Raw genomic sequence first — 24,980 nt, 5'->3', positions numbered from 1 at the left:
GCGAAGAGCGAAGAGCGGACGTTACGCCATCTGCCCGATGGTCCGGCGGAAGCGCCACAGGGCGCCGAAGAAGAACGCCGCACCGATCCCGACGATGGACAGTAGCTGCGGCCAGACGATGGACAGGTCCGCCCCCCGATAGAGGATCGCCTGGGCCAGGCTGACGAAGTGGGTGGTCGGCGCCGCCAGCATGATGGTCTGTACCAGCTCCGGCATGCTCTCGCGCGGCGTGGTGCCGCCGGAGAGGATCTGCAGCGGCATCAGGGTGAGGATCACCAGCAACCCCAGCTGCGGCATCGAGCGCGCCACGGTGCCGAGGAAGATGCCCATGGAGGTGGTGGCGAACAGGTGCAGCGCCGCGCCCAACAGGAACAGCCCCACCGAGCCGCTGATCGGCACGTCCAGCCAGCCGCGCACCACCAGTTGCAGCGAAATCGCCGCCGCCACCAGCACCACGGTCCCCATCGACCAGACCTTGGCCATCATGATCTCGAAGGCGGTCAGCGGCATCACCAGCAGGTGTTCCACCGTGCCGTGCTCGCGCTCGCGGATCAGCGCGGCGCCGGTGAGGATGATCGACAGCATGGTGATCTGGTTGATCACCTCCATCACCGCGCCGAACCAGGCCTGGGTCAGGTTCGGGTTGAATTCCATGCGTACCGCCAGCTCCGCCGGCATCGCCGCCTCGGCGCGGTAGCGGCTGACGAACTCGCGCACCTCGGTGCCGACGATGCTCTGGATGTAGCCGGCGCCGGAGAAGGCCTGGCCGGTCTGCGTCGCATCGACGTTGACCTGGATCGCCGGCTGCCGCCCGGCCAGCACGTCGCGCTGGAAGTCCGGCGGAATGTCCAGGGTGAAGGTGTACAGGCCGACGTCCATGCCGCGGTCCATCTGCGCGTGGCCGATCATTTCCGGCACCCGGAAGTACGGCGGCTGGAAGGCGTTGACGATGCGCGAGGAGAGCTGCGACTGGTCCTCGTCGACGATGGCGATCGGCGCGTGGTGCAGGGTTTCCGGCACGCCGGTGGCCGAGCTGTAGACGCCCAGGGTGAAGGCCCAGGCGATCAGGATCAGCATTGCGTAGTCGCGGCCCAGGCTGCGGAATTCCTTGATGCCGAGGTTGAAGATGTTCACCAGCTTCTTCATCGCTCAGTCCTCCTGCTTTTTCAGGCAGGCCACGCTGAGCAGCGTCAGCACCACCACCATCGCCAGCAGCGGCAGGTAGTAGACCCACAGGTCGGCGAATCCCAGGGCCTTGGAGAAGGCGCCGCGGCTGACGATCAGGAAGTGCGAGGTCGGGTAGAGCTGGCCGATCACCGCCGCCGCGCCCTCCAGCGACGACACCGGGTGGATCAGCCCGGAAAACTGGATCGCCGGGATCATGGTGGCGATGGCAGTGCCGAACACGGCGGCGATCTGGCTCTTCATGAAGGTCGAAAGCAGCAGGCCGAGCCCGGTGCTGGTCACCACGTAGAGGAACGCGCCGACCAGCAGCGCCAGGAAGCTGCCCTTGAGCGGCACCTGGAACAGCAGCACGGCCATCGCCAGCATCAACACGAAGTTGATCACGCCCATGCCGATATACGGTAGCTGCTTGCCGAGCAGGAATTCGAGGCGCGTGACCGGCGTGACGTAGAGGTTGGTGATCGAGCCCAGCTCTTTCTCGCGCACCACACCCAGCGCGGTGAGCATCGCCGGGATCATGATCAGCAGCAGCGGGATCACCGCCGGCACCATCGCCTTGAGGCTTTCCACGTCCGGGTTGTAGCGGAAGCGCACTTCGGTGCTCGCCGCCGCGCTGGCGGCAGCGTTGCCGTTCTGGCGTGCCAGGTCGGCGAGGTAACTGGCGTGCAGTCCCTGCACGTAGCCGAGCACGGTGTTGGCGCGGGTCGGCATGGCACCGTCGATCCACACGCCGATGGCCGGGTCGGCGCCGCGCTTGAGGTCGCGGCCGAAATTCGGCGGGATCTCCACCGCCAGGCTGATATCGCCGCTGCGCAGGCGTCGCTCCAGCTCCTCGGGGTTCTGGATCGGCGCCTTCTCGATGAAGTAGCGCGAGCCGGAAATATTCAACGCGTAGGCCTGGCTGGTGGTGGTCTGGTCGCGGTCGAGCACGGCGAAGGTCAGGTCCTCGACATCCATGTTGATGCCATAGCCCATGATGAACATCAGCAGCGCGGTACCCACCAGCGCCAGGGTCAGGCGAATCGGGTCGCGGCGCAGCTCCATGGCCTCGCGGCGCGCGTAGCTGAACAGGCGCAGCCAGCTGAAGCGATCGCTGCCCCTGTAGCGGGTTGGATTGGCTGGCTGCTCGGAGGCAGGCGTGGCGTCGGGCACCGGCGCGCTGCCGGCGGCCTCTTCCAGGTAGGCGATGAAGGTGGCCTCCAGGGTCGGCAGGTCGCGCTTGTCCATCAGTCCTTGCGGGGTATCGCTGTCGAGCACCTTGCCGGCGTGCATCAGCGAGATGCGGTCGCAGCGCTCGGCCTCGTTCATGAAGTGGGTGGAGATGAAGATGGTCACGCCGTCGTTGCGCGACAGCTCCACCATCAGTTCCCAGAAGCCGTCGCGAGCCACTGGGTCGACGCCCGAAGTGGGCTCGTCGAGAATCAGGATTTCCGGCTTGTGGATTACCGCCACCGCCAGCGACAAGCGCTGGCGAATGCCCAGCGGCAGGCTGTCGGGCAGCTCGTCCTTGACCTTGCCCAGGTCGAAGCGCTGGAGCATTTCCTCGACACGCGGGCCGATCTGCTCGTGGGGGATGTGGAACAGCCTGGCGTGCAGTTCGAGGTTCTGCAGCACCGTCAGCTCGGCGTACAGCGAGAAGGCCTGGGACATGTAGCCGACGCGCCGGCGCGTCTCCATGTCGTTGGCGTTCACCGGCTGGCCGAACAGCGCGCAGGTGCCTTCGCTGGCCGGCAGCAGCCCGGTGAGCATCTTCATGGTGGTGGACTTGCCGCAGCCGTTGGAGCCGAGGAAGCCGAAGATTTCCCCGCGCTCGATGCGAAAGCTCACACGGTCCACCGCGACGAAATCGCCGAAGCGGCAGGTCAGCCCCTCGGCCTCGATGGCGATCTGCGGCGCGCCGTCAGGTTGCGGGCGCGGTGGAATCACCAGCCGGTGATGGCCGGCGCGCTTGCTCTCGGGCAGCAGTGCGATGAAAGCCTCTTCGAGGTTCTGCGTGCCAGTGTGCGCACGCAGTTCGGCGGGCGTGCCGGTGGCGAGCACCTTGCCCTCGTCCATCGCCACCAGGTGGTCGAAGCGCTCGGCTTCCTCCATGTAGGCGGTGGCCACCAGCACGCTCATGCCTTCGCGGCCGGCGCGGATGCGCGTGATCAGCTCCCAGAACTGGTTGCGCGACAGCGGGTCGACACCGGTGGTGGGCTCGTCGAGGATCAGCAGGTCGGGATCATGGATCAGCGCGCAGCACAGCCCGAGCTTCTGCTTCATGCCGCCGGAGAGCTTGCCCGCCGGGCGCTCGGCGAAGGGCGCGAGGCCCGTGCTGTGCAGCAGGTCGGCGATACGCCGCTCGCGCTCGGCCTTGTCGTGGCCGAACAGGCGGCCGAAGAAGTCGACGTTCTCGAACACCGAGAGCGTCGGGTAGAGGTTCTTGCCCAGACCCTGCGGCATGTAGGCGATGCGCGGGCACACGGCGCGACGGTGGCGCACGTCGCGCATGTCGCCGCCGAGCACCTGGATCTCGCCATCCTGCATCTTCCGCGCGCCGGCCAGCAGCGCCAGCAGGCTGGACTTGCCGACGCCGTCCGGGCCGATCAGGCCGACCATGCGGTTGGCCGGGATTTCCAGGGTGACGTCGTCCACTGCGCGGGTCTGCCCATAGCGCAGCGAGACGCCGGCCAGACGGGCCACGCAGTCGGCGGCATTCATTGCGGGACCTTGATCTGCAGTTCAGTCGGCCACTGCACCTGCGGGTCGAGGCGCAGGTAGGCCATGCCCGGCACGCCGGTCTTCACGTAGGTGATGTACTTCTCCAGCAACCCCGGATCCAGGCGCGCCTTGACGCGGAACATCAGCTTCTCGCGCTCGTTGGCGGTCTCCACGGTCTTCGGGGTGAACTGCGCGACACTGGCGACGTAGGACACCTTGGCCGGGATCACGTACTCGGGCACGGCATCGATCACCAGGCGCACTTCCTGGCCCAGCTCGACCTTGCCGGCCTGGCCCGAGGGCAGGAAGAAGGTCATGTAGACGTCGGCCAGGTCGACCATGTTGAGCAGCTTGCCGCCGGCCGCCAGCACTTCGCCCGGCTGCGCCACGCGGTACTGCACGCGGCCGTTGCGCGGGGCCTTGAGCAGGCTGTCGTCGATGTCCGCCTGCAGGCGCTCGGTGCTCGCGGTGGCGGCCTCGATGGCCGACTGCGCCTCGATCACCTGGGAGCGCGCGGCGGCGATGCCGGCCTGCGCCGAGACCACCTGGGAACGCGCAGCGGCCAGTGCCGCCTGGGCGCTCTGCATCACGGCGCGGTCGTCGTCCAGTTGCTGTTGCGGCAGCGCGTTGCGCTTGACCAGCTGTTCGGTGCGGGTGAAGCGCTTCTGCGCGGCGGTGAGTTCCGCCTGGCGCTGCGCGACCACGGCTTCGGCGGTGGACTTCTCGCTGGTGCGCTGGGCCACCAGGGATTGCGCGGTGAGCTGGGCGTTCTGCGCCCGCCGCACTTCCGCCTGGGCCTGGGCGAGCTGGGCCTGGAGCACCTGGGTGTCCATCTTCGCCACCACGTCGCCGGCCTTCACGAAGTCGCCCTCGTCCACCAGGATTTCCGCCACGCGGCCGGGCAGCTTGGTGGCCACGTCGACTTCGGTCGCTTCGATACGACCGTTACCGCTGGCGAAGCCTTCGGGAAGGCCGTTCGGCTTGAACGTCTGCCAGGCCAGCGCAGCGAGTACAGCCGCGACCACCAGGATCAGTGCTCGGGTGCGCCAGCTCTTTGCATTTCCCGCCATACGAAATCTCCTTGTCCGCACGCTCAAATTCGAGCGAATCATGAGGGGATAATCGGCAATTGACGGCGAATGGGGCTTGATACAAATCAGGCGTGACCGGGAAACCTCCTACACGCCCAGTGCGACGCGGCCTCGGCCCCGAGATCAGGGCTGGACGATCAGATTGTTGAACAGCAGGTCATCCACCAGCGGCTGGCCTTCTTCCTGCTGCAGCACGTCCTGTACCTGCTTGAGGGCGTCCTGACGCAGCTTTTCCTTGCCCTCGACGCTGCCGAGGGAGTCATCGGTCTGCTGGGCGAAGAGCATCACCAACTGGTTGCGGATCAGCGGCTCGTGGTGCTCGACTTTCTCCGAGGCCTCCTTGCCGGTGACCTTCAGTGCGATGTCTGCCTTGAAGTACTTCAGGCGCGGGCCGCTGCCGTAATTACCCACCAGCGCCGGTGTGAGATCGACGAAAACCGGCTTCTTGGCGTCTGCCGGCTTGGCCTCTTCAGCGACGGCCATGAAAGGGCTGAAGGACAGGACCAGCAGCAGTGCGAGGAAAGCTCTCAAGGCGATGTCTCCGGATTCGATGCGGGCAAGGATAGCCAGACTCACGCCGCTGCCCAAGCTATATCGCGGCATAAGCCGGGGCCATTGTGATTTGCCCTCCCGACCTGCGCTCCTACACTGCCCCGATACCTAAAGCGGAGTACTCCCCATGAAAGCCGTGCTGTGCAAAGCCTTCGGCCCCGCCGAAACCCTGGTGCTGGAAGACATCGCCAGCCCCGCGCCGAAGAAGAACGAGGTCCTGCTGCAGGTGCATGCCGCCGGGGTGAACTTCCCCGACACGCTGATCATCGAGGGCAAGTACCAGTTCAAGCCACCCTTCCCGTTCTCCCCGGGCGGCGAGGCTGCCGGTGTGATCGGCGCGGTGGGCGAGAAGGTCACCCACGTGAAGCCCGGCGACCGCGTGATGGCGCTGACCGGCTGGGGCAGCTTCGCCGAGGAAGTGGCGGTGCCCGGTTACAACGTGATGCCGATTCCCGACGGCATGGACTTCGCCAGCGCTGCCGCCTTCGGCATGACCTACGGCACCTCCATGCACGCGCTCAAGCAGCGCGCCAACCTGCAACCGGGCGAGACCCTGCTGGTGCTCGGCGCTTCCGGTGGCGTGGGCCTGGCGGCGGTGGAGATCGGTAAGGCAATGGGCGCGAAAGTGATCGCCGCCGCCAGCAGCGACGCCAAGCTGGAAGTGGCCAAGGCCGCCGGCGCCGACGTGCTGGTCAACTACAGCGAAGGCAGCCTGAAGGACAAGCTCAAGGAAATCACCGGTGGCCAGGGCGTGGACGTGATCTACGACCCGGTGGGCGGCGACCTGTTCGAGGAAGCCTTCCGCTCCATCGCCTGGAACGGCCGCATGCTGGTGGTGGGTTTCGCCAGCGGCACCATCCCGTCGCTGCCGGCCAACCTCACCCTGCTCAAGGGCGCCTCGCTGGTCGGCGTGTTCTGGGGCTCCTTCGCCCAGCGCCAGCCGCAGGACAACGCGGCGAACTTCCAGCAACTGTTCAAATGGTTCGCCGAAGGCAGGATCAAGCCGCTGGTGTCGCAGACCTATCCGCTGGAGAAGGCGGCCGAGGCGATCAATCACCTGGGACAGCGCAAGGCGGTGGGCAAGGTGGTGGTGACGGTGCGTTGATTCCGTGCGCCTTGCAGGAGCGGACTTCATCCGCTCCTGCGAAAAACCAAAAGCCCCGCGTGAGCGGGGCTTTTCTTGTGCTGGTGTTGGCGCAGCGGACCGCCCTCAGCGGGTTCGCGAGCAAGCTCGCTCCTACGAAAAGCCGCCGCGACTTACCCTGAATCAGCCGCGCGGCGCGTAGGCGAACACGTCCGCGCGCATCTGGTGCGGGTCCATGCCCGCCGCCACCAGCGCATCCAGGGTGCCGTAGACCATCGCTGGCGAGCCGCTGGCGTAGACCCGCAGGCCGGAAAGATCGGCGAAGTCCTCGCACACTGCTTCATGCAGCAACCCGCAACGCCCCTGCCAGCCGCACAGGTCACTGACGATCTTGTGCAGGTACAGGTTGGGCACGCCCTGCCACCGCTCCCAGTGCGGCAGTTCGTAGAAGTCTTCCGGGCGGCGCACACCCCAGTAGAGGTGCACCGGGTGGGCGAAACCGGTGGCACGGCAGTATTCGATCAGGCTGTGCATCTGCGCCATGCCGGTACCGGCGGCGATCAACACCAGCGGGCCATCCGGCAGGTCGGCCAGGTGCGCGTCGCCGAAGGGCATCTGCACGCGGGCGATGTGGTCGCGCTGCAGTTGCGCCAGCAGGTCGATGGCGCTGTTCTCGCGGGCCAGGATGTGCAGCTCCAGATCGCGGCCTTCCTGCGGCGCGGAGGCCAGGGAGAAGGCCGCCGGCTCATTGCCGTCGCGCTCGATCAGCAGGTACTGCCCGGCGTGGTAGCGCGGCGGCTTGCCGGCCGGTGCGCGCAGGCGCACGCGCCAGACATCGCCGCCCACCGGCTCGCAGAAGGTCAGTTGGCAGGACAGCTTGCGCACCGGCAGTTCTCCGGGCGCCAGTACACCGTCCCAGTGCAGTACGCAGTCTTCCAGCGGCTCGGCCAGGCAGGTGAAGAGTTCGCCGTGGTCGCGCACCTCGCCCGACTGGCGCACGCGGCCTTCCACCAGCAGCGCCGCGCAGATATGGCAGTTGCCGTTGCGGCAGCTCTGCGGGCACTCGTAGCCCAGGCGCCGCGCGCCATCGAGGATACGTTCGCCGGGGCGCAGCTCGAGCTGGGCGCCGGAGGGTTGCAAGGTCACTTTCAAGCGTTGTTCTCGTTCTTTTGATTTTGTAGGACCGAGGGAGACGCCTTAGTCCCTGCTCGCGAACCCAGCCCCGCTGCAGGGTAATGTTCGCGAGCAAGCTCGCTCCTACAGGGTTACCCAGGCATCAGTCGATGCCCAGGCTCGCCCAGATTTCGTCGACGCGACGGGTCACCGCCGGGTCCTTCTCGATCACCCGGCCCCATTCACGGCTGGTCTCGCCCGGCCACTTGTGGGTGGCATCCAGGCCCATCTTCGAACCGAGGCCGGAGATCGGCGAAGCGAAGTCCAGATAGTCGATCGGCGTGTTGTCGATCATCACCGTGTCGCGCTTGGGGTCCATGCGCGTGGTGATGGCCCAGATCACATCGTTCCAGTCGCGGGCGTTGATGTCGTCGTCGGTGACGATAACGAACTTGGTGTACATGAACTGTCGCAGGAACGACCACACACCCAGCATCACGCGCTTGGCGTGGCCGGGATACTGCTTCTTCATAGTCACCACCGCCATGCGGTAGGAGCAGCCTTCGGGCGGCAGGTAGAAGTCGGTGATTTCCGGGAACTGCTTCTGCAGGATCGGCACGAAGACTTCGTTCAGCGCCACGCCGAGGATCGCCGGCTCATCCGGTGGGCGGCCGGTGTAGGTGCTGTGATAGATCGGTTTCTGCCGGCGCGTGATGCGCTCGACGGTGAACACCGGGAAGCGGTCCACCTCGTTGTAGTAGCCGGTGTGGTCGCCGTACGGACCTTCATCGGCCATCTCGCCGGGATGGATCACCCCTTCGAGGACGATCTCGGCGCTGGCCGGCACCTGCAGGTCATTGCCGATGCACTTGACCAGCTCGGTCTTGTGCCCGCGCAGCAGGCCGGCGAAGGCATATTCGGAGAGGTTGTCCGGCACCGGGGTCACGGCACCAAGGATGGTCGCCGGGTCCGCACCGAGGGCCACGGCCACCGGATAGGGCTGGCCGGGGTGCTTCTGGCACCACTCGCGGAAATCCAGCGCGCCGCCACGGTGGCTGAGCCAGCGCATGATGACCTTGTTGCGGCCGATCACCTGCTGGCGGTAGATGCCCAGGTTCTGCCGTTCCTTGTTCGGCCCGCGGGTGACGGTCAGGCCCCAGGTGATCAGCGGCGCGACGTCGCCGGGCCAGCAGGTCTGCACCGGCAGCCTGGACAGGTCGACGGCGTCGCCCTCCTCGATCACTTCCTGGCATGGCGCGTCCCGCAGGACCTTGGGCGCCATGTTGATGACCTTCTTGAAGATCGGCAGCTTGGACCAGGCGTCCTTCAGCCCCTTGGGCGGCTCGGGCTCCTTGAGGAAGGCCAGAAGCTTGCCGATCTCGCGCAGTTCGGAGACGTCCTCGGCGCCCATGCCCAGGGCCACGCGCCCGGGCGTGCCGAACAGGTTTCCGAGTACGGGGATGTCATAGCCGGTGGGCTTTTCGAACAGCAGGGCCGGGCCCTTGGCGCGCAAGGTGCGGTCGCACACCTCGGTCATTTCCAGCACCGGGGATACCGGCGCCTGGATGCGCTTGAGCTGTCCGCGCTGCTCCAGGGCAGCGATGAACTCGCGCAGGTCGCGATACTGCATGAGGATCTCGATGGCGGCAGGATGATGCGACAGTCTACCGCCTATCCGCGCCTTGCAGAAACACGAAGGCCGGGTTTCCCCGGCCTCGTTGGTCTCGCAGAGCGCTTACTTGCTGCGCTTCATGGAGTCGAAGAACTCGTCGTTGGTCTTCGTCTGGCGCAGCTTGTCCAAGAGGAATTCCACGGCGGCGATCTCGTCCATCGGGTGCAGGATCTTGCGCAGGATCCACATGCGCTGCAGCTCTTCCTCACCGGTGAGCAGCTCTTCGCGACGGGTGCCGGAGCGATTGATGTTGATCGCCGGGAACACGCGTTTTTCCGAGATGCGACGGTCGAGGATGAGTTCCGAGTTACCGGTACCCTTGAATTCCTCGTAGATCACTTCGTCCATCTTCGAGCCGGTTTCGATCAGCGCGGTGGCAAGGATGGTCAGCGAACCGCCTTCCTCGATGTTGCGCGCGGCGCCGAAGAAGCGCTTGGGCTTTTCCAGGGCGTGGGCGTCGACGCCACCGGTGAGCACCTTGCCGGAGCTGGGGATCACGGTGTTGTAGGCACGGGCCAGACGGGTGATGGAGTCCAGCAGGATGATCACGTCCTTCTTGTGCTCGACCAGGCGCTTGGCCTTCTCGATCACCATCTCGGCGACCTGCACGTGGCGGGTCGGCGGTTCGTCGAAGGTGGAGGCGACCACTTCGCCGCGCACGGTGCGCTGCATCTCGGTCACTTCTTCCGGGCGCTCGTCGATCAGCAGGACGATCAGATGGCACTCGGGGTTGTTGCGGGTGATGTTCGAGGCGATGTTCTGCAGCATGATGGTCTTGCCCGCTTTCGGCGGGGCGACGATCAGGCCGCGCTGGCCCTTGCCGATCGGCGAGCAGAGGTCGATCACACGGCCGGTGAGGTCCTCGGTGGAGCCGTTGCCGGCTTCCATGGTCAGGCGTTTGGTCGGGAACAGCGGGGTCAGGTTCTCGAAGAGAATCTTGTTCTTCGCGTTCTCCGGACGATCGAAGTTGATCGAGTCGACTTTCAGCAGGGCGAAGTAACGCTCGCCTTCCTTCGGCGGACGAATCTTGCCGATGATGGTGTCGCCCGTGCGCAGGTTGAAGCGCCGGATCTGGCTGGGCGAGACGTAGATGTCGTCGGGGCCGGCCAGGTACGAGGAATCGGCGGAGCGCAGGAAGCCGAAGCCATCCTGGAGAATCTCCAGCACGCCGTCACCGGAGATTTCCTCGCCGCTTTTCGCGTGCTTCTTCAGCAACGCGAAGATGATGTCCTGTTTGCGCGAACGAGCCATGTTTTCCAGGCCCATGGCATCGGACATTTCCAGCAATTCGGCAATCGGCTTTTGCTTGAGTTCGGTCAGATTCATAGAAGGGACGTAAATACGCTGAAAGGGGAAAAGGGAACAAGCGTGATGCTTGAAGAGCCGCGCCGTAGATGACGGACAGGATCGCTTGGAATTCGAATGGGAAGTGCGTCGGCGACGGCTTGCAGGGGACAACGAAACAATCGTTGTGCGCCCGAATTTAACACCCGAGTTTCGGAGCGTCTAGGGGCAATAACGAAAAACCCCGCGCATTGGCGGGGTTTTTCAGGACTTCTCGACTTAGATGTTGCTGTCGAGGAAGGCAGCCAGCTGCGACTTGGACAGTGCGCCGACCTTGGTCGCTTCGACATTGCCGCCCTTGAACAGCATCAGGGTCGGGATGCCACGCACGCCGTACTTCGGCGGGGTGTCCTGGTTCTCGTCGATGTTCAGCTTGCAGACTTTCAGCTTGCCCTGATAGTCCTTGGCGATCTCGTCGAGTACCGGCGCAATCATCTTGCACGGGCCGCACCATTCGGCCCAGTAGTCGACCAGCACGGGACCGTCGGACTTCAGTACGTCCTGCTCGAAGCTGGCATCGGTAACATTGACGATATGTTCGCTCATGTATTCTCTCCGTCAATCGGATGCGAAAAAGTGTCCGTCATCATATCCCGCCTCGGCCCGCACCGAAAGGCACCGCTGATTGAGTCTATCTATCACCGATGAGGCATCTGCTGATCGGTGACACCCCCTTCATTGGCACTACTTGCCTAAAATGGCAGGATATCTCCCGTATTTATCCGGACCTCCCAACATGCCCTATACCCCAGCCAAGACCTTTCCCTTGATCGCGGCCATCGACCTCGGCTCGAACAGTTTTCATATGGTCCTGGCAAAGGCCGATCACGGCGAGATCCGCATCCTTGAGCGGTTGGGCGAGAAGGTTCAGTTGGCCGCCGGCATCGGCGAAGACCGCATGCTCACCCCCGAAGCCATGCAGCGCGGCTTCGACTGCCTGAAGCAGTTCGCCCAGTTCATCAGCGGCATGCCGCTGGGCTCGGTGCGCGTGGTGGGCACCAACGCCCTGCGCGAGGCGCGCAACCGCACCGAGTTCATCCGTGTTGCCGACCAGATCCTCGGCCACCCGGTGGAAGTCATCTCCGGCCGTGAAGAGGCGCGCCTGATCTACCTGGGCGTGTCCCACACCCTGCCGGACACCGCCGGCCGCCGCCTGGTGGTGGATATCGGCGGCGGCAGCACCGAGTTCATCATCGGCCAGCGCTTCGAATCGCAGCTGCGCGAGAGCCTGCAGATGGGCTGCGTGAGCTTCACCCAGCGCTACTTCAAGGACGGCAAGATCACCCCCGCGCGCTATGCCCAGGCCTATACCTCGGCGCGCCTGGAACTGATGAGCATCGAGAACAGCCTGCGCCGCCTGGGCTGGGATGAGGCCGTCGGCGCCTCGGGCACCATTCGCGCCATCTGCCTGGCGATCCAGGCCGGCGGCCACGGCAACGGCGAGATCAACCCCGATGGCCTGGCCTGGCTCAAGCGCAAGATGTTCAAACTGGGCGAGGTCGAGAAGCTCGACATCGACGGCATCAAGCCCGACCGCCGGCCGATCTTCCCGGCGGGCCTGGCGATCCTCGAGGCGCTGTTCGACGCCCTCGAACTGTCCCGCATGACCCACTCCGAAGGCGCCCTGCGCGAAGGCGTGCTCTACGACCTGCTCGGCCGCCACCACCACGAGGACGTCCGCGAGCGCACCATCGGCGCCCTGATGGAGCGTTACCACGTCGACCCGGAGCAGGCGGCGCGTGTCGAAGCCAAGGCGCTGGAGTCGCTGGACCAGGTCGCCAAGGCCTGGGACCTGAACGATGAAGGCCATCGCGAACTGCTGATGTGGGCCGCCCGCGTCCACGAACTGGGCCTGGACATCGCCCACTACCACTACCACAAGCACGGTGCCTACCTGCTCGAACACTCGGACCTGGCCGGCTTCTCCCGACTCGACCAGCAGACCCTGGCGCTGCTGGTGCGCGGCCACCGTCGCAACATCCCGGCAGACAAGTTCAACGAACTGGGCGACGAAGGCGACAAGCTGATCCGCCTGTGCATCGTGCTGCGCTTCGCTATCCTCTTCCACCACATCCGTGGCACCCAGCAGATGCCGGCGGTGGCCCTGAAGGCTTCCTCCAAGAGCCTGAGCGTGCGTTTCCCGGACGGCTGGCTGGCCGCCAACCCGCTGACCCAGGCGGACTTCGAACAGGAAGCCGGCTGGCTTGCCCGCGTGGGTTATTCGCTCAGCGTGAGCTGACCGTCCCCGCGACAGAAATAGGCCCCGGCGTTTAAACGTCGGGGCCTTTTCGTTTGATCTGATAGCGCAAGGGGGGACGCGGGACGCCTACGAAAAACCAAAAGCCCCGCCGCGAGGCAGGGCTTTCGGTGACTCCGGCGGATCAGCGCGAACTGATCACCGGCGTACACAGCCGCTCCAGCAGCATCGCCTGGGAGTTGCGGGCGTTCTGGTTGCCGCTGGGGCTCTGGCGCACGTAGCTGCCGTCGGACTGCAGCACCCAGGCCAGGGTGTTGTCGGTCAGGTAGGACTCCAGCTCCTTCTTCACCCGCAGCACCAGCTTCTTGCCTTCCACCGGGAAGCAGGTCTCCACACGCATGTCGAGGTTGCGCTCCATCCAGTCGGCGCTGGAGAGATAGAGCTTCTCCTCGCCGCCGTTGAGGAAGTAGTAGATCCGGCTGTGCTCCAGGAAGCGGCCGATGATCGAGCGCACCTGGATGTTGTGCGACACGCCCGGCACACCCGGACGCAGGCAGCACATGCCGCGCACCACCAGGTCGATCTTCACGCCGGCCTGGCTGGCCTTGTACAGCGCGCGGATGACCTTGGCGTCGGTCAGCGAGTTGACCTTGGCCATGATCTGCGCCGGCTTGCCCTCGGCGGCCTGGGCAGCCTCGCGGTTGATCATCTCCAGCAGGTTCTTCTTCAGGGTGAAGGGCGCGTGCAGGAGCTTCTTCATGCGCAGGGTCTTGCCCATGCCGATCAGCTGGTTGAACAGCTTGTGCAGGTCCTCGCAGAGCGCCACGTCGGCGGTCAGCAGGCTGTAGTCGGTGTACAGGCGGGCGTTGCCGGCGTGGTAGTTGCCGGTGCCCAGGTGCGCGTAGCGGCGCAGCTCGCCGTCCTCGCGACGCAGGATCAGCATCATCTTGGCGTGGGTCTTGAAGCCGACCACACCGTAGATCACTACCGCGCCGGCCTGCTGCAAGCGGCTGGCCAGCTGCAGGTTGGATTCCTCGTCGAAGCGCGCCCGCAGTTCGATCACCACGGTGACTTCCTTGCCGTTGCGCGCGGCTTCCACCAGCGCGTCGACGATCTCGGAGTTGGCGCCGGAACGGTACAGCGTCTGCTTGATCGCCAGCACGCTGGGGTCCTTGGCGGCCTGGCGCAGCAGGTCGATCACCGGGGTGAAGGACTCGAACGGGTGCATCAGCAGCACGTCGAGCTTGCCCAGGACGTTGAACAGGTTTTCCTTCTTCTGCAGCAGCTTGGGAATCGCCGGAGTGAACGGCGGGTGCTGCAGTTCCGGATGGCTGGCGAGGCCGGTGACACTGAACAGGCGCGTCAGGTTGACCGGGCCGCTGACCCGGTACAGCTCGGTTTCGGACAGGCCGAACTGCTTGAGCAGGTAGTTGGACAGGTGCGTCGGGCAGGTGTCCACTACCTCCAGGCGCACGGCGTCGCCGTAGCGGCGCGAGAACAGCTCGCCACGCAGCGCGCGGGCCAGGTCCTCGACGTCCTCGGCGTCCACCGAAAGGTCGGCGTTACGGGTCAGGCGGAACTGGTAGCAGCCTTTCACCTTCATGCCGTGGAACAGGTCGTCGGCATGGGCGTGGATCATCGACGAGAGGAACACGTAGTTGTCGCCGGGGCCGGCGACCTCTTCCGGCAGACGGATGATCCGCGGCAACGAACGCGGCGCCGGGATGATCGCCAGGCCCGAGTCGCGGCCGAAGGCGTCCAGGCCCTCGAGCTCGACCATGAAGTTCAGGCTCTTGTTCACCAGCAGCGGGAACGGGTGGGTCGGATCGAGGCCAATCGGGGTGACGATGGGCGCGATCTCGTCGCGGAAGAAGCGGCGGACCCAGGCCTTGATCTTCGGCGTCCAGTAGCGGCGGCGGATGAAGCGAATATCGTGCTTGGCCAGCTCCGGCAACAGGATGTCGTTGAGGATGCTGTACTGGCGGGCGACCTGCTCGTGCACCTGCTCGCTGATGCGCGCCAGCGCCTGGTGCGGCAGCAGGCCGTCGGCGCCGGCCTGTTCGCGGGCGAAGGTGATCTGCTTCTTCAGGCCGGCGACGCGGATCTCGAAGAACTCGTCGAGGTTGCTGGAGAAGATCAGCAGGAACTTCAGGCGTTCCAGCAACGGGTAGGACTCATCCAGCGCCTGTTGCAGCACGCGGATGTTGAACTGCAGCTGCGAGAGCTCGCGATGAATGTAGAGGGCGCTGTCGTCCACGTTGACCGCTGGGACGGTCACCTCCGGCGGCGGAGGGGTCGCTTCGGTGGTCTCGGCCACGATGACGTCGGTGGAGTCGGCTTCGAGGAGTTCGGTTTCGCTAAGGCCTTCGGTATTCATCGCAAGTCTCGTCGACGGGGGTCAGCCCCCCTTTTTCAATTGTTCCGCAGCACGTTTGGCGAAGTAGGTCAGGATGCCATCTGCGCCGGCGCGTTTGAAGGCCAGCAGCGACTCGAGGATCACCGCTTCGCTGAGCCAGCCGTTGTTGATCGCCGCCATGTGCATCGCGTATTCGCCGCTGACCTGGTAGACAAAGGTCGGCGCGCGGAATTCGTCCTTCGCCCGTCGAACGATGTCGAGATACGGCATGCCCGGTTTGACCATGATCATGTCGGCGCCTTCGGCGAGGTCCGCGTAGATCTCATGCAGCGCTTCGTCGCTGTTGGCCGGGTCCATCTGGTAGGTGGCCTTGTTGCCCTTGCCGAGGTTGGCGGCCGAACCGACCGCGTCGCGGAACGGGCCGTAGTAGGCGCTGGCGTACTTGGCCGAGTAGGCCATGATGCGCGTGTTGGTGTGACCGGTCGACTCCAAGGCCTCGCGGATCGCGCCGATGCGGCCGTCCATCATGTCCGACGGCGCCACGACCTGGGCGCCGGCTTCGGCGTGGGATAGCGCCTGCTTGACCAGCACGTCGACGGACACATCGTTCAGCACGTAGCCGTCTTCATCGAGGATGCCGTCCTGGCCGTGGCTGGTGAAGGGGTCCAGGGCGACGTCGGTGATGATCCCCAGCTCCGGGAAGCGCTCGCGCAGGGCGCGGGTGGCGCGCTGGGCGATGCCGTCGGGGTTGAAGGCTTCGGCGCCGTCGAGGGACTTCTTCTCCAGCGGGGTCACCGGGAACAGCGCCAGGGCCGGAATGCCCAGCTCCACCAGTTCCTCGGCTTCCTTGAGCAGCAGGTCGATGGACATGCGCTCCACGCCCGGCATCGAGGGCACCGCCTCGCGCTGGTTCTTGCCATCGAGGACGAACACCGGAAGGATCAGGTCGTTGGTGGTCAGTACGTTCTCGCGCACCAGACGACGGGAAAAGTCGTCACGACGATTGCGGCGCAGTCGGGTGAAGGGGAAGGCTCGATCGGCGGGAATGAAGCTCACGGTGTACTCCAGGGCCTGGACAGCAGGCACAGTGTGACAGTTATAGGCCCGGATTATGACCGATTGGTAACAACGCGTAACAGTGACCCTTGGTCGCGGCATCCTGCCGCACCGGTCGAGCGCAACGAACGAGCGGTCGCGAGTTGCGCCAGGTCATGGGGGACGACTGGCATACCTTCCCCCGGAGCGACAACCGAGTTAGGCTTCGCGTTCATTTCGCTGCGTTGCCTCGATAATGCTCCAACAATTCCTGCAGGATTTCGGCTATCTCGCCCTGTTCCTCGGCACCTTCTTCGAGGGCGAGACCATTCTGGTTCTGGCCGGGTTCCTGGCATTTCGCGGCTATATGCAGCTGGAATACGTGGTCGCCGTGGCCTTCATGGGCAGCTATGCGGGCGACCAGCTGTGGTACTTCCTCGGCCGCCGCCACGGGCGCAAGCTGCTCTCGCGCAAGCCGCGCTGGCAGCAGATGGGCGACAAGGCGCTGGAACACGTGCGCCGTCACCCGGACCTGTGGGTGCTGAGCTTCCGCTTCGTCTACGGCCTGCGCACCGTGATGCCGGTGGCCATCGGCCTGTCCGGCTACCCGCCGGCACGCTACCTGCTGCTCAACGGCATCGGCGCCATCGTCTGGGCCACCGCGCTGGGCTCGGCGGCCTACTATTTTGGCAGCGTGCTCGAAGGCGTGCTGGGCAACATCAAGAGGTACGAGCTGATGGTGCTCGGCGGGCTGATCGTCATCGGCCTTTTGCTCTGGCTGCACCGCCGCTTCAAGAGCGCCAACAACAAGGGCTGAGCCCTCAGATGGCCTGGGGCAGCCGTTCGGCGCGCCGCAGGCCCAGCAGCCCGATCAGGCTTGCCAGGGTGTACACCGCCAGCGCCCAGGGCGCCCATTGCGGCAGCTGCAACCCGCCGGCCAGCGTCAGTCCCGCCAGCGCCGGCACGTTGAGCGCCAGGCGCAACACCTCCAGCCTCAGCGCCCAGGGACGGTTCTCCAGCCAGACGCCAATGGCGAACAGCCCGAACGCCATCCAGGCCAGCCCGATCGCCAGCGGCAACACTTCCCAGCCGCCCCCCACGCCCAGCAGCCAGGTCCCGCCCAGAACGTAGCCGGCGAACTGTACGACTGCATACCACTGGCGGCCACGCCCCAGCGGCACGTCGAACTTGCGGAACGCGCTCAGGTCGGGTTTCTCCATCGGATAACGCTGGGCGACATCCTCGGGGCGCCAGCCGGTGCGCATGAACCAGATGCGCAGACTGTCCCACAGGCTTTCGGTGCGACGGGCGTCATTCCACAGGTGCGCATAGACCTGCAGGTTGGCCCACAGCGGATTCCAGCTGGCCAGCGGCACGGTCACGCCGAACACCACCGGCTCCTCGTCCAGTTCCTCCTGGAAGGTGCCGAACAGGCGGTCCCAGACGATGAACACACCGCCGTAGTTGCGATCCATGTACAGCGGGTTCTGCGCATGGTGCACACGGTGGTTGGACGGGGTAATGAAGATCCACTCGAACACGCCCAGCTTGGGGATGTGCCGGGTGTGCACCCAGAACTGGTAGAGCAGATTCAGCGCACCGACGCTGAGGAACACCAGCGGCGGCACCCCCGCGATGGCCATCGGCAGGTAGAAGATCCAGCCGAAGATGAAGCCGGTGCTGGTCTGCCGCAGCGCGGTGGAAAGGTTGTAGTCCTCGCTCTGGTGGTGTACCGAATGCGCGGCCCAGAGCACGTTGCGCTCATGACCCAGGCGGTGGTTCCAGTAGTAGCAGAAGTCGTAGAAGACGAAGGCGAATACCCAGACCCAGAGGCTCTGGGCCGACAGCTCAAACTGCGCCAGGTGCTGCCAGGCGAGGGTATAGGTCACCACGCCCAGCCCCTTGGTCAGCAGACCGCTGGTGGTGGACAGCACGCCGGCGCTGAGGCTGTTCAGCGCATCGCTCAGGCGGTAGGTGCGCATGCCCCGCCAGCGGTCGGCGAGCAACTCGAGCGCAATCAGGAGGAAAAAGAAGGGTACGGCGAAGAGGATATAGTTCATGGCGCGGCCGAGTCGTTATGCTTATGGGAAGGCCCAGATTCGATCCTAGCCCCTTGCCCCGCGCCGGCCCCGACCGCCGGCGACAACCCGGGCGGCATATCGCGACACGCCCGGCATTCCCGAACAGGAGCAGTCCATGCAGAAGAAAGTTGCCGTCATCCTCTCCGGCTGCGGCGTCTACGACGGCGCCGAGATCCACGAAAGCGTGATCACCCTGCTGCGCCTTTCCCAGCGCGGCGCGAAGGTGCAGTGCTTCGCCCCGAACATCGCCCAGCACCACGTGCTCAACCACCTCACCGGCGAGGAAATGGCCGAGAGCCGCAACGTGCTGGTGGAGTCCGCGCGCATCGCCCGTGGCGAGGTGAAGGACATCCGCGACGCCAAGGTCGAAGACTTCGACGCACTGCTCGTACCCGGTGGTTTCGGCGCCGCGAAGAACCTCAGCGACTTCGCCTTCAAGGGCGACCAGTGCGAAGTACAGCCGGACGTGCTGGCCCTGGCCAAGGCCTTCGCCGCGGCGAAGAAGCCGGTTGGCCTGCTCTGCATCGCCCCGGCGATGGCCGCGCGCATTTATGGCGCCGGCGTGGAATGCACCATCGGCACCGACGAGGGCACCGCCCAGGCGCTGACCAGCATGGGCGCCAAGCACATCGATTGCGCCGTGGAGGACATCGTCGAGGACAAGGACCACAAGCTGGTCACCACGCCGGCCTACATGCTCGCGCAGTCCATTGCCGAAGCCGCCAGCGGCATCAACAAGGCGGTCGACCGGGTGCTGGAGCTGGCCTGAGACCGTCGAGCGACGAATATTCGCGAGCAAGCTCGCTCCTACAGGTTGCACCGCTTTTGTAGGAGCGAGCTTGCTCGCGAACCGATGCAGCGCCGATGTAGCTCATTGGAGTTAAAACGCCCGGCAGTGCCGGGCGTTTTCATTCAGGGCTTGCGAGCTTTCGCCTCGCGCATGAGGCGCGTCAGCAATCGATCCAGGCTGTTGGCGAAAGCTTGCCTGTCCTTGTCGCCGTAGGGCGCCTGCCCTCCCCCCACCTGCCCCTGCTCGCGCAGGTCGGTGAACAGGTTGCGCACCGCCAGGCGCTCGCCCATGTTCTTCTCGTCGAACTCGCGGCCACGCGGGTCCAGCGCATCGACGCCCTTCTTCACCAGCCGGTCGGCCAACGGCACGTCGCTGCAGATCACCAGGTCGCCGGGCTCGGCCTGCTCCACCAGGTAGTCATCGGCGGCGTCCATCCCGCTGGGCACCACCACCAGGCTGACGCAGGCGAACGGCGGCTTGGCCACCGGCTGGCCGGCGACCATCACCACCTCCAGCTTGCGCTTCAAGGCGAACTTGGCCACCAGCTCCTTGGCCGCGCGCGGGCAGGCGTCGGCATCGATCCAGATACGCATAATCGGAAAACCATTCTCCAGAAAGCACGACGGCCAGTATCGCACTGGCCGTCGTGTGTCGCTCAGCTATTGCCTCAGGACGAGGCGATCTCGGCGGCCTTGCGGCGCTCGGAGAAGTAGCTGCGCCCGTAGAACACGGCCACCGCCAGCAGCGCCACGGCCTGGGCCGACAGCGAGTAGGCGTCGGCCTTGATGCCGAGCCAGTCGAAGTCGAAGAACGGCACCGGGCGGGTACCGATCACGCCGGCTTCCTGCAGGGCGACCACACCGTGGCCGGCGAAGACCACCGACAGGGCGCAGAGCAGCGCGGCGTTGACGGTGAAGAACAGCTTCAGTGGCAGTCGGGCCGAACCGCGCAGGATCACGAAGGCGATGCCGATCAGGACCACCACGGCAGTGCCCGCACCGGCGATCACCGCGTTGTGGCCAGCCGGACCGGCCTGCAGCCAGAGGGTTTCGTAGAACAGGATGACCTCGAACAGCTCGCGGTAGACCGAGAAGAACGCCAGCACCGCGAAGCCGAAGCGGCCACCACCGCCCACCAGGCTGCTGCGGATGTAGTCCTGCCAGGCGGCGGCATGGCGACGGTCATGCATCCACACGCCGAGCCAGAGCACCATCACGCAGGCGAACAGCGAGGTGAAGCCTTCCATCAGCTCGCGCTGGGCACCACCGATGTCGATCACGTAGGCAGCGACCGCCCAGGTGGCGAAGCCGGCGACGAAGGCCAGGCCCCAGCCGATATGCACGCCGCGCACGGCCTTCTCCTGCCCGGTGTTGCGCAGGAAGGCGAGGATCGCGGCCAGCACCAGGATCGCTTCCACGCCTTCGCGCAGGAGGATCAGCAGGGCCGAGACGAAGCTGATGGAGAAGCTCAGCGAGTCGCCGCTCAGGGCCTTGGCGGCGTCCGCCAGCTTGCTCTTGGCCAGCTCCAGCTGCTGGGCCACCTCGGCTTCCGGCAGACCGTCACGCAGCGCCTGACGGTAGGCCATCAGTTGCTTCTCGGTGGCCTTGCGCAGATCGGCGTCGACGTTGTCCAGCGAGCTTTCCACCAGCTCGAAGCCTTCCAGGTAGGCCGCCACGGACAGGTCGTAGGCCTGGTCGTGGTCGCCTGCGCGGTACACCGCGAAGCTCTTGTCCAGGGTCGCGGAGGTGTAGTCGATCTGCTGCGCCGGGCCACGGTGTTCCAGCGGCGGATGGGCACGCAGGGCACGGAAGCTCTCGGCCGCCGCCTCGCCATCGCGCTCGGCCACATCGGCCGGAGTCTGAGTCGAGAGGGTCGCCAGCGGGTAGCCGTGGGCCGGATCGGCCTTGGCCTGGCCGGCGCTGAGGCCGGCGATGTAGGCCGCCAGGTCCCAGCGCTGACGCTCGTCGAGCTGGTCGGCGAAGGCCGGCATGTCGGTGCCGGCGACACCCAGGCCAATGACGTTGTGCAGGTCATACAGGCTCAGGTGATCCTGGCGCGCGCGGTCGGTCAGGTTGGCCGGCGGCGGCTCCAGGCCGATGCCCGCCGGGCCATCGCCCTTGCCGGCGGCGCCGTGGCAGATCGAGCACTGCTGGGCGTAGGTCTCGGCGGCGCGGGTCGGATCCGGGGTGATCGCTGGGGTCTGCACCACCTGGTAGAGATCGGCGACGCGCGCCTCCAGGTGACGCGCCTGCTGGGCAACCTGCTTGCCCGGCAGACGCTGCTCGATGGCCTGCCTGAGGGCATTGGCGGCCGTTTCCAGATCGGCGCGCTCGGGGCGCGCCGGCAGCGCCAGGATCAGTGCGTGGAGATTGCCGACGAACTCCAGTTGCTCCTTGTACTCGCTGGCGTCGACGATCTTGCCGTCGGCAACCGTTGCCGGGTAGTCGGCGGCGAGATAACTGAGCAGATGAAGGGCTTGAGAGGGGTCGACAGCCGTGTCGGCGTGAGCTCCAAGGCTGCAAAGGCCGACCAGCGGCAACAGCCAGACGATAAGTTTGGAGGGTCGCATAGCGGAAGTTAAATGAGAATGAAAGAGATTAAATTGTCACCTCAGGTTTCCGTCTATGCAAGGACAATGTCTGGGAAAGCTGTGCCCGAAGCATCCGTGACGCCCCCCGGGCTCCCCGCCAACGCCCTCAGGCCGGGGCGCGGCGCACGGTGGCGAGCAGCGCGGCGGCACCCACGAACAGAGTGGCGAAGGTTCGATTCATCACCGTCTGCTGGCGTGGCGAGCGCAACGCGCGCAGCACGCGGGCGGCCAGGCCGGTGTAGCCGGCCATGACGATCAGGTCGACGGTGATCATCGTGACACCCATGATCACGTACTGGATCAGCATCGGCTGGTGCGGGTCGACGAACTGCGGCAGCACCGCAAGCATGAAGATCACCGCCTTGGGGTTGCTGGCGTTGACCAGGAAACCACGCAGCACCAGGGTCAGCGGCCGCCCGATGGGGCGTTGCCCGCCCGCGTCCATCGCCTGCGGCGGCGCGGTCCATTGGCGGTAGGCGAGATAGACCAGATAGGCCACGCCGAACCACTTGATCGCGCTGAAGGCGACCGCCGAGGCGGACAGCAGCGCGCCGACGCCAGCGGCGACCACGGCGATCTGCAGCGCCAGGCCCAGCTGCAGGCCCAGTGCGTTCCAGTAGCCGCGCCAGAAGCCGTATTGCAGCCCGCAGGACATCGAAGCGATGGCCCCGGCGCCGGGCGACAGGCTGATTACCCAGCAGGCGATGAAGAAGGCGAACCAGGTACTGGCGAGCATTGCGGACCTCACGGCGCCCAGGCAGGCGCAATAATTTGTTACGGACGCCCCAGTGTGCCCTAGTCGCACGATGTCGCCCAGCCTGGCCGACGAAGGTCGAGTGAGCCCTGTAGGAGCGAGCTTGCTCGCGAACGGAACCTCTCAGCGGCTCCGATGCCGAGGCGGCTCGCGAGCAAGCTCGCTCCTGCATGAATCCAAAGAAAAAGCCCGGCACTAGACCGTAATGCTGTTCACTTAAGCATTTGAGCTGTTGTCGCGGCTCCCTGAAAATCCGATGCCAGACTTCTGGCATCGGATTTTTTATGTCTTTCCAACAGCAACTGCTCGACCTAGGCGAGTTGTTCAACTTCTCCGATTTGAGCACCTTCACCCAGAACATTCCGGTCGAGTGGGTGGCGTCCGCGCTGGACCTTTCCGCCCAGGCGACCATCCGGCGGCGCCGCCTGCCCAGCGACCAGGTGCTCTGGCTGGTGCTGGGGATGGCGTTGTTCCGCGACGAACCGGTCCATGAAGTGGCAAGGCGTCTGAACATCTGCGCCCAGGGGCTGGCCTCCTACGACCTTCTGGCCAGAAGTGGCGTCACCGAGGCGCGCAAACGGTTGGGTGCCGATCCGGTTGAGTGGCTGTTTCGCCAGACGGGTCACCAATGGGGCCGCGAGCGCTACGACGGCGATACCTGGCAGGGCTTGCAGGTGTTGGCCGTGGATGGCGCACTGCTGCGCACCCCAGACACCCCCGAACTCCGGGAGCATTTCGGCTCTGGCAATACCTCCACCGACCGCCAGACACCATTCCCCATGCTGCGGCTTGCAGCCCTGATGAATGTGCGCTCGCACCTGATCCTGGATGCCCAGCTGAGTCCCTACCGCCGTAGCGAAATGCGCTTGGCCGATACATTCCTGCAGCAGGTTCCCGATCACTCGGTGACGCTGTTCGACAAGGGATTTTGGAGTGCTGACTTGCTACTGGGGCTGGCCAAGGGCGGTGACAACCGTCATTGGTTGATTCCGGCACGCAAGGCCCTGGTCAGCGAGGAGGTGACGCGTTACGGCAAAGGGGATCGCCTGCTGCGCATGAAGGTGTCGACCCCGGCACGCAAGCGCAATCCGGACCTGCCAACGCACTGGGAGGTGCGTGAGGTCAGCTACGAAGTAGGGGGCAAGGTAAAAACCCTTTTGACCTCACTGCCGGCGGATATCCATAACGCCAAAGCCGTGGTGAAGCTGTACCAGGAACGCTGGGAGATCGAGCTGGGCTTCCGGGATATCAAAAGCTCCTTACAGCAGAATGCAATGACCCTGCGCAGCAAGGTCAAGGAACTGGTCTATCAAGAGGTCTGGGGAGTGTTGCTGGCCTACAACATCATCCGCCGTGAGGCCAGTCAGGCTGCGGTGGCCTTTGGCCGTTCCCCAAGCGACATACGTTTCAAGCCGGTGGCCCACTATATCGCCGTGCAATTGATCGTGATGGCGGCGGCCAACCCGATTTCGGCAACAGGCAGGCGCCTCTCGGAGCTGAGATCGGGACTCGGAGGACTGTTTCTGGATCACCGTCCAAGGCCCTCAAGACCAAGGACGGTGAAGATCTCCAAGTCCCGCTACCCAGTGGATTGCAAGGCTGCTCCGCTTAAGTGAACAGCATTACGGCACTAGACCGGGCTTCTTGTCCATCACGACGAACCGATCAGCTCGGTATGTCCTTGCGCAGTTTCACCGGATCCTCGCCGCGCTTGCGCGCCAGGGCGCTGCGCAGGCGGATGTTGATCGCCTCCACCGCCAGCGAGAAGGCCATGGCGAAGTAGACGTAGCCCTTGGGCACGTGGACTTCGAAAGCCTCGGCGATCAGCACGGTGCCAACCACGATCAGGAACGACAGCGCCAGCATCTTCAGCGACGGGTGCTTGTCGATGAAGGCACTGATGGTGCCGGCCGACAGCATCATCACGCCGACCGAGATAACGATGGCGGCGACCATCACCGGCACGTGCTGCACCAGGCCCACGGCGGTGATCACCGAGTCCAGCGAGAAGACGATGTCGATGATCGCGATCTGGATGATGATGCCCATGAAACCGCGCGACTTGCCGCCCTGCTGTTCGCTCTCTTCCGCGCCTTCCAGGCTGTGGAAGATCTCCATCGTGCTCTTGAACAGCAGGAACAGGCCGCCGAAGAACAGGATCAGGTCGCGCCCGGAAATGCCGTGGTCGAACACCGTGAACAGGTCGGCGGTAAGGCGCATGACCCAGGTGATCGAGAGCAGCAACAGGATGCGCGTGCCCATCGCCAGCGCCAGGCCGAAGAAGCGCGCCCTGGGCTGCTGGGCGGCCGGCAGGCGGCTGACCAGGATCGAGATGAAGATGATGTTGTCGATGCCCAGAACGATTTCCAGGGCAGTCAGGGTCAGAAAGGCAACCCAGATCTCAGGGCTTGTGAGCCATTCCATAGTGGGGGATGT

General features: G+C 65.2%; 20 protein-coding genes. 5 read left to right on the top strand and 15 right to left on the bottom strand.

Features of this window, described 5'->3' with window-relative positions:
- Window positions 1-21: 21 nt before the first annotated feature.
- From H681_RS01415 to H681_RS01400, 4 genes are all read right to left on the bottom strand, one after another.
- Window positions 22-1,146 (bottom strand): ABC transporter permease, encoded by a 1,125-nt coding sequence (locus tag H681_RS01415; protein WP_015475053.1) that lies wholly within the window; start codon window positions 1,144-1,146, stop codon window positions 22-24.
- A 3-nt stretch (window positions 1,147-1,149) separates the two neighbouring features.
- Window positions 1,150-3,885, bottom strand: coding sequence for a ribosome-associated ATPase/putative transporter RbbA (rbbA, locus tag H681_RS01410; RefSeq protein WP_015475052.1), 2,736 nt, complete (start codon window positions 3,883-3,885; stop codon window positions 1,150-1,152).
- Window positions 3,882-4,955, bottom strand: a complete 1,074-nt coding sequence (locus H681_RS01405; protein WP_015475051.1) for an HlyD family secretion protein — start codon at window positions 4,953-4,955, stop codon at window positions 3,882-3,884. Before H681_RS01405 ends, rbbA begins: the two co-directional genes overlap by 4 nt.
- 144 nt (window positions 4,956-5,099) lie before the next feature.
- Window positions 5,100-5,459, bottom strand: a complete 360-nt coding sequence (locus tag H681_RS01400; protein ID WP_236620567.1) for a flagellar basal body-associated protein FliL — start codon at window positions 5,457-5,459, stop codon at window positions 5,100-5,102.
- 196 nt (window positions 5,460-5,655) lie between these two features.
- On the opposite strand from H681_RS01400, the gene H681_RS01395 reads away from it, so the two are divergent.
- Window positions 5,656-6,633 (top strand): NADPH:quinone oxidoreductase family protein, encoded by a 978-nt coding sequence (locus H681_RS01395; RefSeq protein WP_015475049.1) that lies wholly within the window; start codon window positions 5,656-5,658, stop codon window positions 6,631-6,633.
- 162 nt (window positions 6,634-6,795) lie between these two features.
- Here H681_RS01395 and H681_RS01390 read toward each other — a convergent pair whose 3' ends face one another.
- From H681_RS01390 to trxA, 4 genes are all read right to left on the bottom strand, one after another.
- Window positions 6,796-7,764 (bottom strand): CDP-6-deoxy-delta-3,4-glucoseen reductase, encoded by a 969-nt coding sequence (locus H681_RS01390; protein WP_015475048.1) that lies wholly within the window; start codon window positions 7,762-7,764, stop codon window positions 6,796-6,798.
- Between the two features lie 124 nt (window positions 7,765-7,888).
- A complete protein-coding gene (gene ubiD, locus H681_RS01385) occupies window positions 7,889-9,355 on the bottom strand; it encodes a 4-hydroxy-3-polyprenylbenzoate decarboxylase (protein ID WP_015475047.1) in 1,467 nt (488 codons plus the stop codon).
- Window positions 9,356-9,460: 105 nt separating this feature from the next.
- Window positions 9,461-10,723: a transcription termination factor Rho gene (gene rho, locus H681_RS01380; protein ID WP_015475046.1), complete on the bottom strand. Its 1,263-nt coding sequence runs from the start codon at window positions 10,721-10,723 to the stop codon at window positions 9,461-9,463.
- Window positions 10,724-10,960: 237 nt separating this feature from the next.
- The gene (gene trxA, locus H681_RS01375; protein ID WP_015475045.1) at window positions 10,961-11,287 is read right to left on the bottom strand and encodes a thioredoxin TrxA; all 327 of its coding nucleotides are present in this window, start codon (window positions 11,285-11,287) and stop codon (window positions 10,961-10,963) included.
- Window positions 11,288-11,477: 190 nt separating this feature from the next.
- Between trxA and ppx the strand changes: the two genes are divergently transcribed.
- The gene (ppx, locus tag H681_RS01370) at window positions 11,478-12,980 is read left to right on the top strand and encodes an exopolyphosphatase (RefSeq protein WP_015475044.1); all 1,503 of its coding nucleotides are present in this window, start codon (window positions 11,478-11,480) and stop codon (window positions 12,978-12,980) included.
- Between the two features lie 142 nt (window positions 12,981-13,122).
- Here ppx and ppk1 read toward each other — a convergent pair whose 3' ends face one another.
- Entirely contained in the window at window positions 13,123-15,315 is a 2,193-nt protein-coding gene (gene ppk1 / locus H681_RS01365) for a polyphosphate kinase 1 (protein WP_015475043.1), read from the bottom strand.
- A gap of 21 nt (window positions 15,316-15,336) precedes the next feature.
- A complete protein-coding gene (hemB, locus tag H681_RS01360) occupies window positions 15,337-16,350 on the bottom strand; it encodes a porphobilinogen synthase (RefSeq protein WP_015475042.1) in 1,014 nt (337 codons plus the stop codon).
- A 232-nt stretch (window positions 16,351-16,582) separates the two neighbouring features.
- On the opposite strand from hemB, the gene H681_RS01355 reads away from it, so the two are divergent.
- Window positions 16,583-17,146, top strand: coding sequence for a DedA family protein (locus H681_RS01355; protein ID WP_086009535.1), 564 nt, complete (start codon window positions 16,583-16,585; stop codon window positions 17,144-17,146).
- Between the two features lie 4 nt (window positions 17,147-17,150).
- Here H681_RS01355 and H681_RS01350 read toward each other — a convergent pair whose 3' ends face one another.
- Entirely contained in the window at window positions 17,151-18,389 is a 1,239-nt protein-coding gene (locus tag H681_RS01350) for a sterol desaturase family protein (protein ID WP_015475040.1), read from the bottom strand.
- A gap of 136 nt (window positions 18,390-18,525) precedes the next feature.
- Here H681_RS01350 and elbB point away from each other — a divergent pair, with 136 nt between their 5' ends.
- Window positions 18,526-19,179 (top strand): isoprenoid biosynthesis glyoxalase ElbB, encoded by a 654-nt coding sequence (gene elbB / locus H681_RS01345; RefSeq protein ID WP_015475039.1) that lies wholly within the window; start codon window positions 18,526-18,528, stop codon window positions 19,177-19,179.
- Between the two features lie 143 nt (window positions 19,180-19,322).
- On the opposite strand, the gene H681_RS01340 is transcribed toward elbB, so the two are convergent.
- The 3 genes from H681_RS01340 to H681_RS01330 form a co-directional block, all read right to left on the bottom strand.
- Window positions 19,323-19,793 carry a YaiI/YqxD family protein gene (locus tag H681_RS01340; protein WP_015475038.1) on the bottom strand — a complete coding sequence of 157 codons (471 nt, stop codon included), beginning with the start codon at window positions 19,791-19,793 and terminating at the stop codon, window positions 19,323-19,325.
- A gap of 74 nt (window positions 19,794-19,867) precedes the next feature.
- Window positions 19,868-21,769: a cytochrome c/FTR1 family iron permease gene (locus H681_RS01335; protein WP_015475037.1), complete on the bottom strand. Its 1,902-nt coding sequence runs from the start codon at window positions 21,767-21,769 to the stop codon at window positions 19,868-19,870.
- A 127-nt stretch (window positions 21,770-21,896) separates the two neighbouring features.
- Window positions 21,897-22,526: a LysE family transporter gene (locus H681_RS01330; RefSeq protein ID WP_015475036.1), complete on the bottom strand. Its 630-nt coding sequence runs from the start codon at window positions 22,524-22,526 to the stop codon at window positions 21,897-21,899.
- Between the two features lie 302 nt (window positions 22,527-22,828).
- Between H681_RS01330 and H681_RS01325 the strand changes: the two genes are divergently transcribed.
- Complete coding sequence (locus H681_RS01325; protein WP_015475035.1) at window positions 22,829-24,160, top strand: IS4 family transposase; 1,332 nt, start codon at window positions 22,829-22,831, stop codon at window positions 24,158-24,160.
- Window positions 24,161-24,209: 49 nt separating this feature from the next.
- On the opposite strand, the gene H681_RS01320 is transcribed toward H681_RS01325, so the two are convergent.
- Window positions 24,210-24,968: a TerC family protein gene (locus H681_RS01320; RefSeq protein WP_015475034.1), complete on the bottom strand. Its 759-nt coding sequence runs from the start codon at window positions 24,966-24,968 to the stop codon at window positions 24,210-24,212.
- Window positions 24,969-24,980 lie beyond the last annotated feature (12 nt).

This window comes from Pseudomonas sp. ATCC 13867, from assembly GCF_000349845.1.
Taxonomy (GTDB): Bacteria; Pseudomonadota; Gammaproteobacteria; order Pseudomonadales; family Pseudomonadaceae; genus Pseudomonas.
Note: the sequence above shows the minus strand (reverse complement) of the source record. Positions and strands in the feature narration are given on the sequence as shown.

Bases quoted from the DNA above. Each gene is read 5' to 3' on its own strand.
- H681_RS01415 (WP_015475053.1), bottom strand. From the start codon at position 1,146: ATGAAGAAGCTGGTGAACATCTTCAACCTCGGCATCAAGGAATTCCGC.
- rbbA (WP_015475052.1), bottom strand. From the start codon at position 3,885: ATGAATGCCGCCGACTGCGTGGCCCGTCTGGCCGGCGTCTCGCTGCGC.
- H681_RS01405 (WP_015475051.1), bottom strand. From the start codon at position 4,955: ATGGCGGGAAATGCAAAGAGCTGGCGCACCCGAGCACTGATCCTGGTG.
- H681_RS01400 (WP_236620567.1), bottom strand. From the start codon at position 5,459: ATGGCCGTCGCTGAAGAGGCCAAGCCGGCAGACGCCAAGAAGCCGGTT.
- H681_RS01395 (WP_015475049.1), top strand. From the start codon at position 5,656: ATGAAAGCCGTGCTGTGCAAAGCCTTCGGCCCCGCCGAAACCCTGGTG.
- ubiD (WP_015475047.1), bottom strand. From the start codon at position 9,355: ATGCAGTATCGCGACCTGCGCGAGTTCATCGCTGCCCTGGAGCAGCGC.
- rho (WP_015475046.1), bottom strand. From the start codon at position 10,723: ATGAATCTGACCGAACTCAAGCAAAAGCCGATTGCCGAATTGCTGGAA.
- trxA (WP_015475045.1), bottom strand. From the start codon at position 11,287: ATGAGCGAACATATCGTCAATGTTACCGATGCCAGCTTCGAGCAGGAC.
- ppx (WP_015475044.1), top strand. From the start codon at position 11,478: ATGCCCTATACCCCAGCCAAGACCTTTCCCTTGATCGCGGCCATCGAC.
- ppk1 (WP_015475043.1), bottom strand. From the start codon at position 15,315: ATGAATACCGAAGGCCTTAGCGAAACCGAACTCCTCGAAGCCGACTCC.
- H681_RS01350 (WP_015475040.1), bottom strand. From the start codon at position 18,389: ATGAACTATATCCTCTTCGCCGTACCCTTCTTTTTCCTCCTGATTGCG.
- elbB (WP_015475039.1), top strand. From the start codon at position 18,526: ATGCAGAAGAAAGTTGCCGTCATCCTCTCCGGCTGCGGCGTCTACGAC.
- H681_RS01340 (WP_015475038.1), bottom strand. From the start codon at position 19,793: ATGCGTATCTGGATCGATGCCGACGCCTGCCCGCGCGCGGCCAAGGAG.
- H681_RS01335 (WP_015475037.1), bottom strand. From the start codon at position 21,769: ATGCGACCCTCCAAACTTATCGTCTGGCTGTTGCCGCTGGTCGGCCTT.
- H681_RS01330 (WP_015475036.1), bottom strand. From the start codon at position 22,526: ATGCTCGCCAGTACCTGGTTCGCCTTCTTCATCGCCTGCTGGGTAATC.
- H681_RS01325 (WP_015475035.1), top strand. From the start codon at position 22,829: ATGTCTTTCCAACAGCAACTGCTCGACCTAGGCGAGTTGTTCAACTTC.
- H681_RS01320 (WP_015475034.1), bottom strand. From the start codon at position 24,968: ATGGAATGGCTCACAAGCCCTGAGATCTGGGTTGCCTTTCTGACCCTG.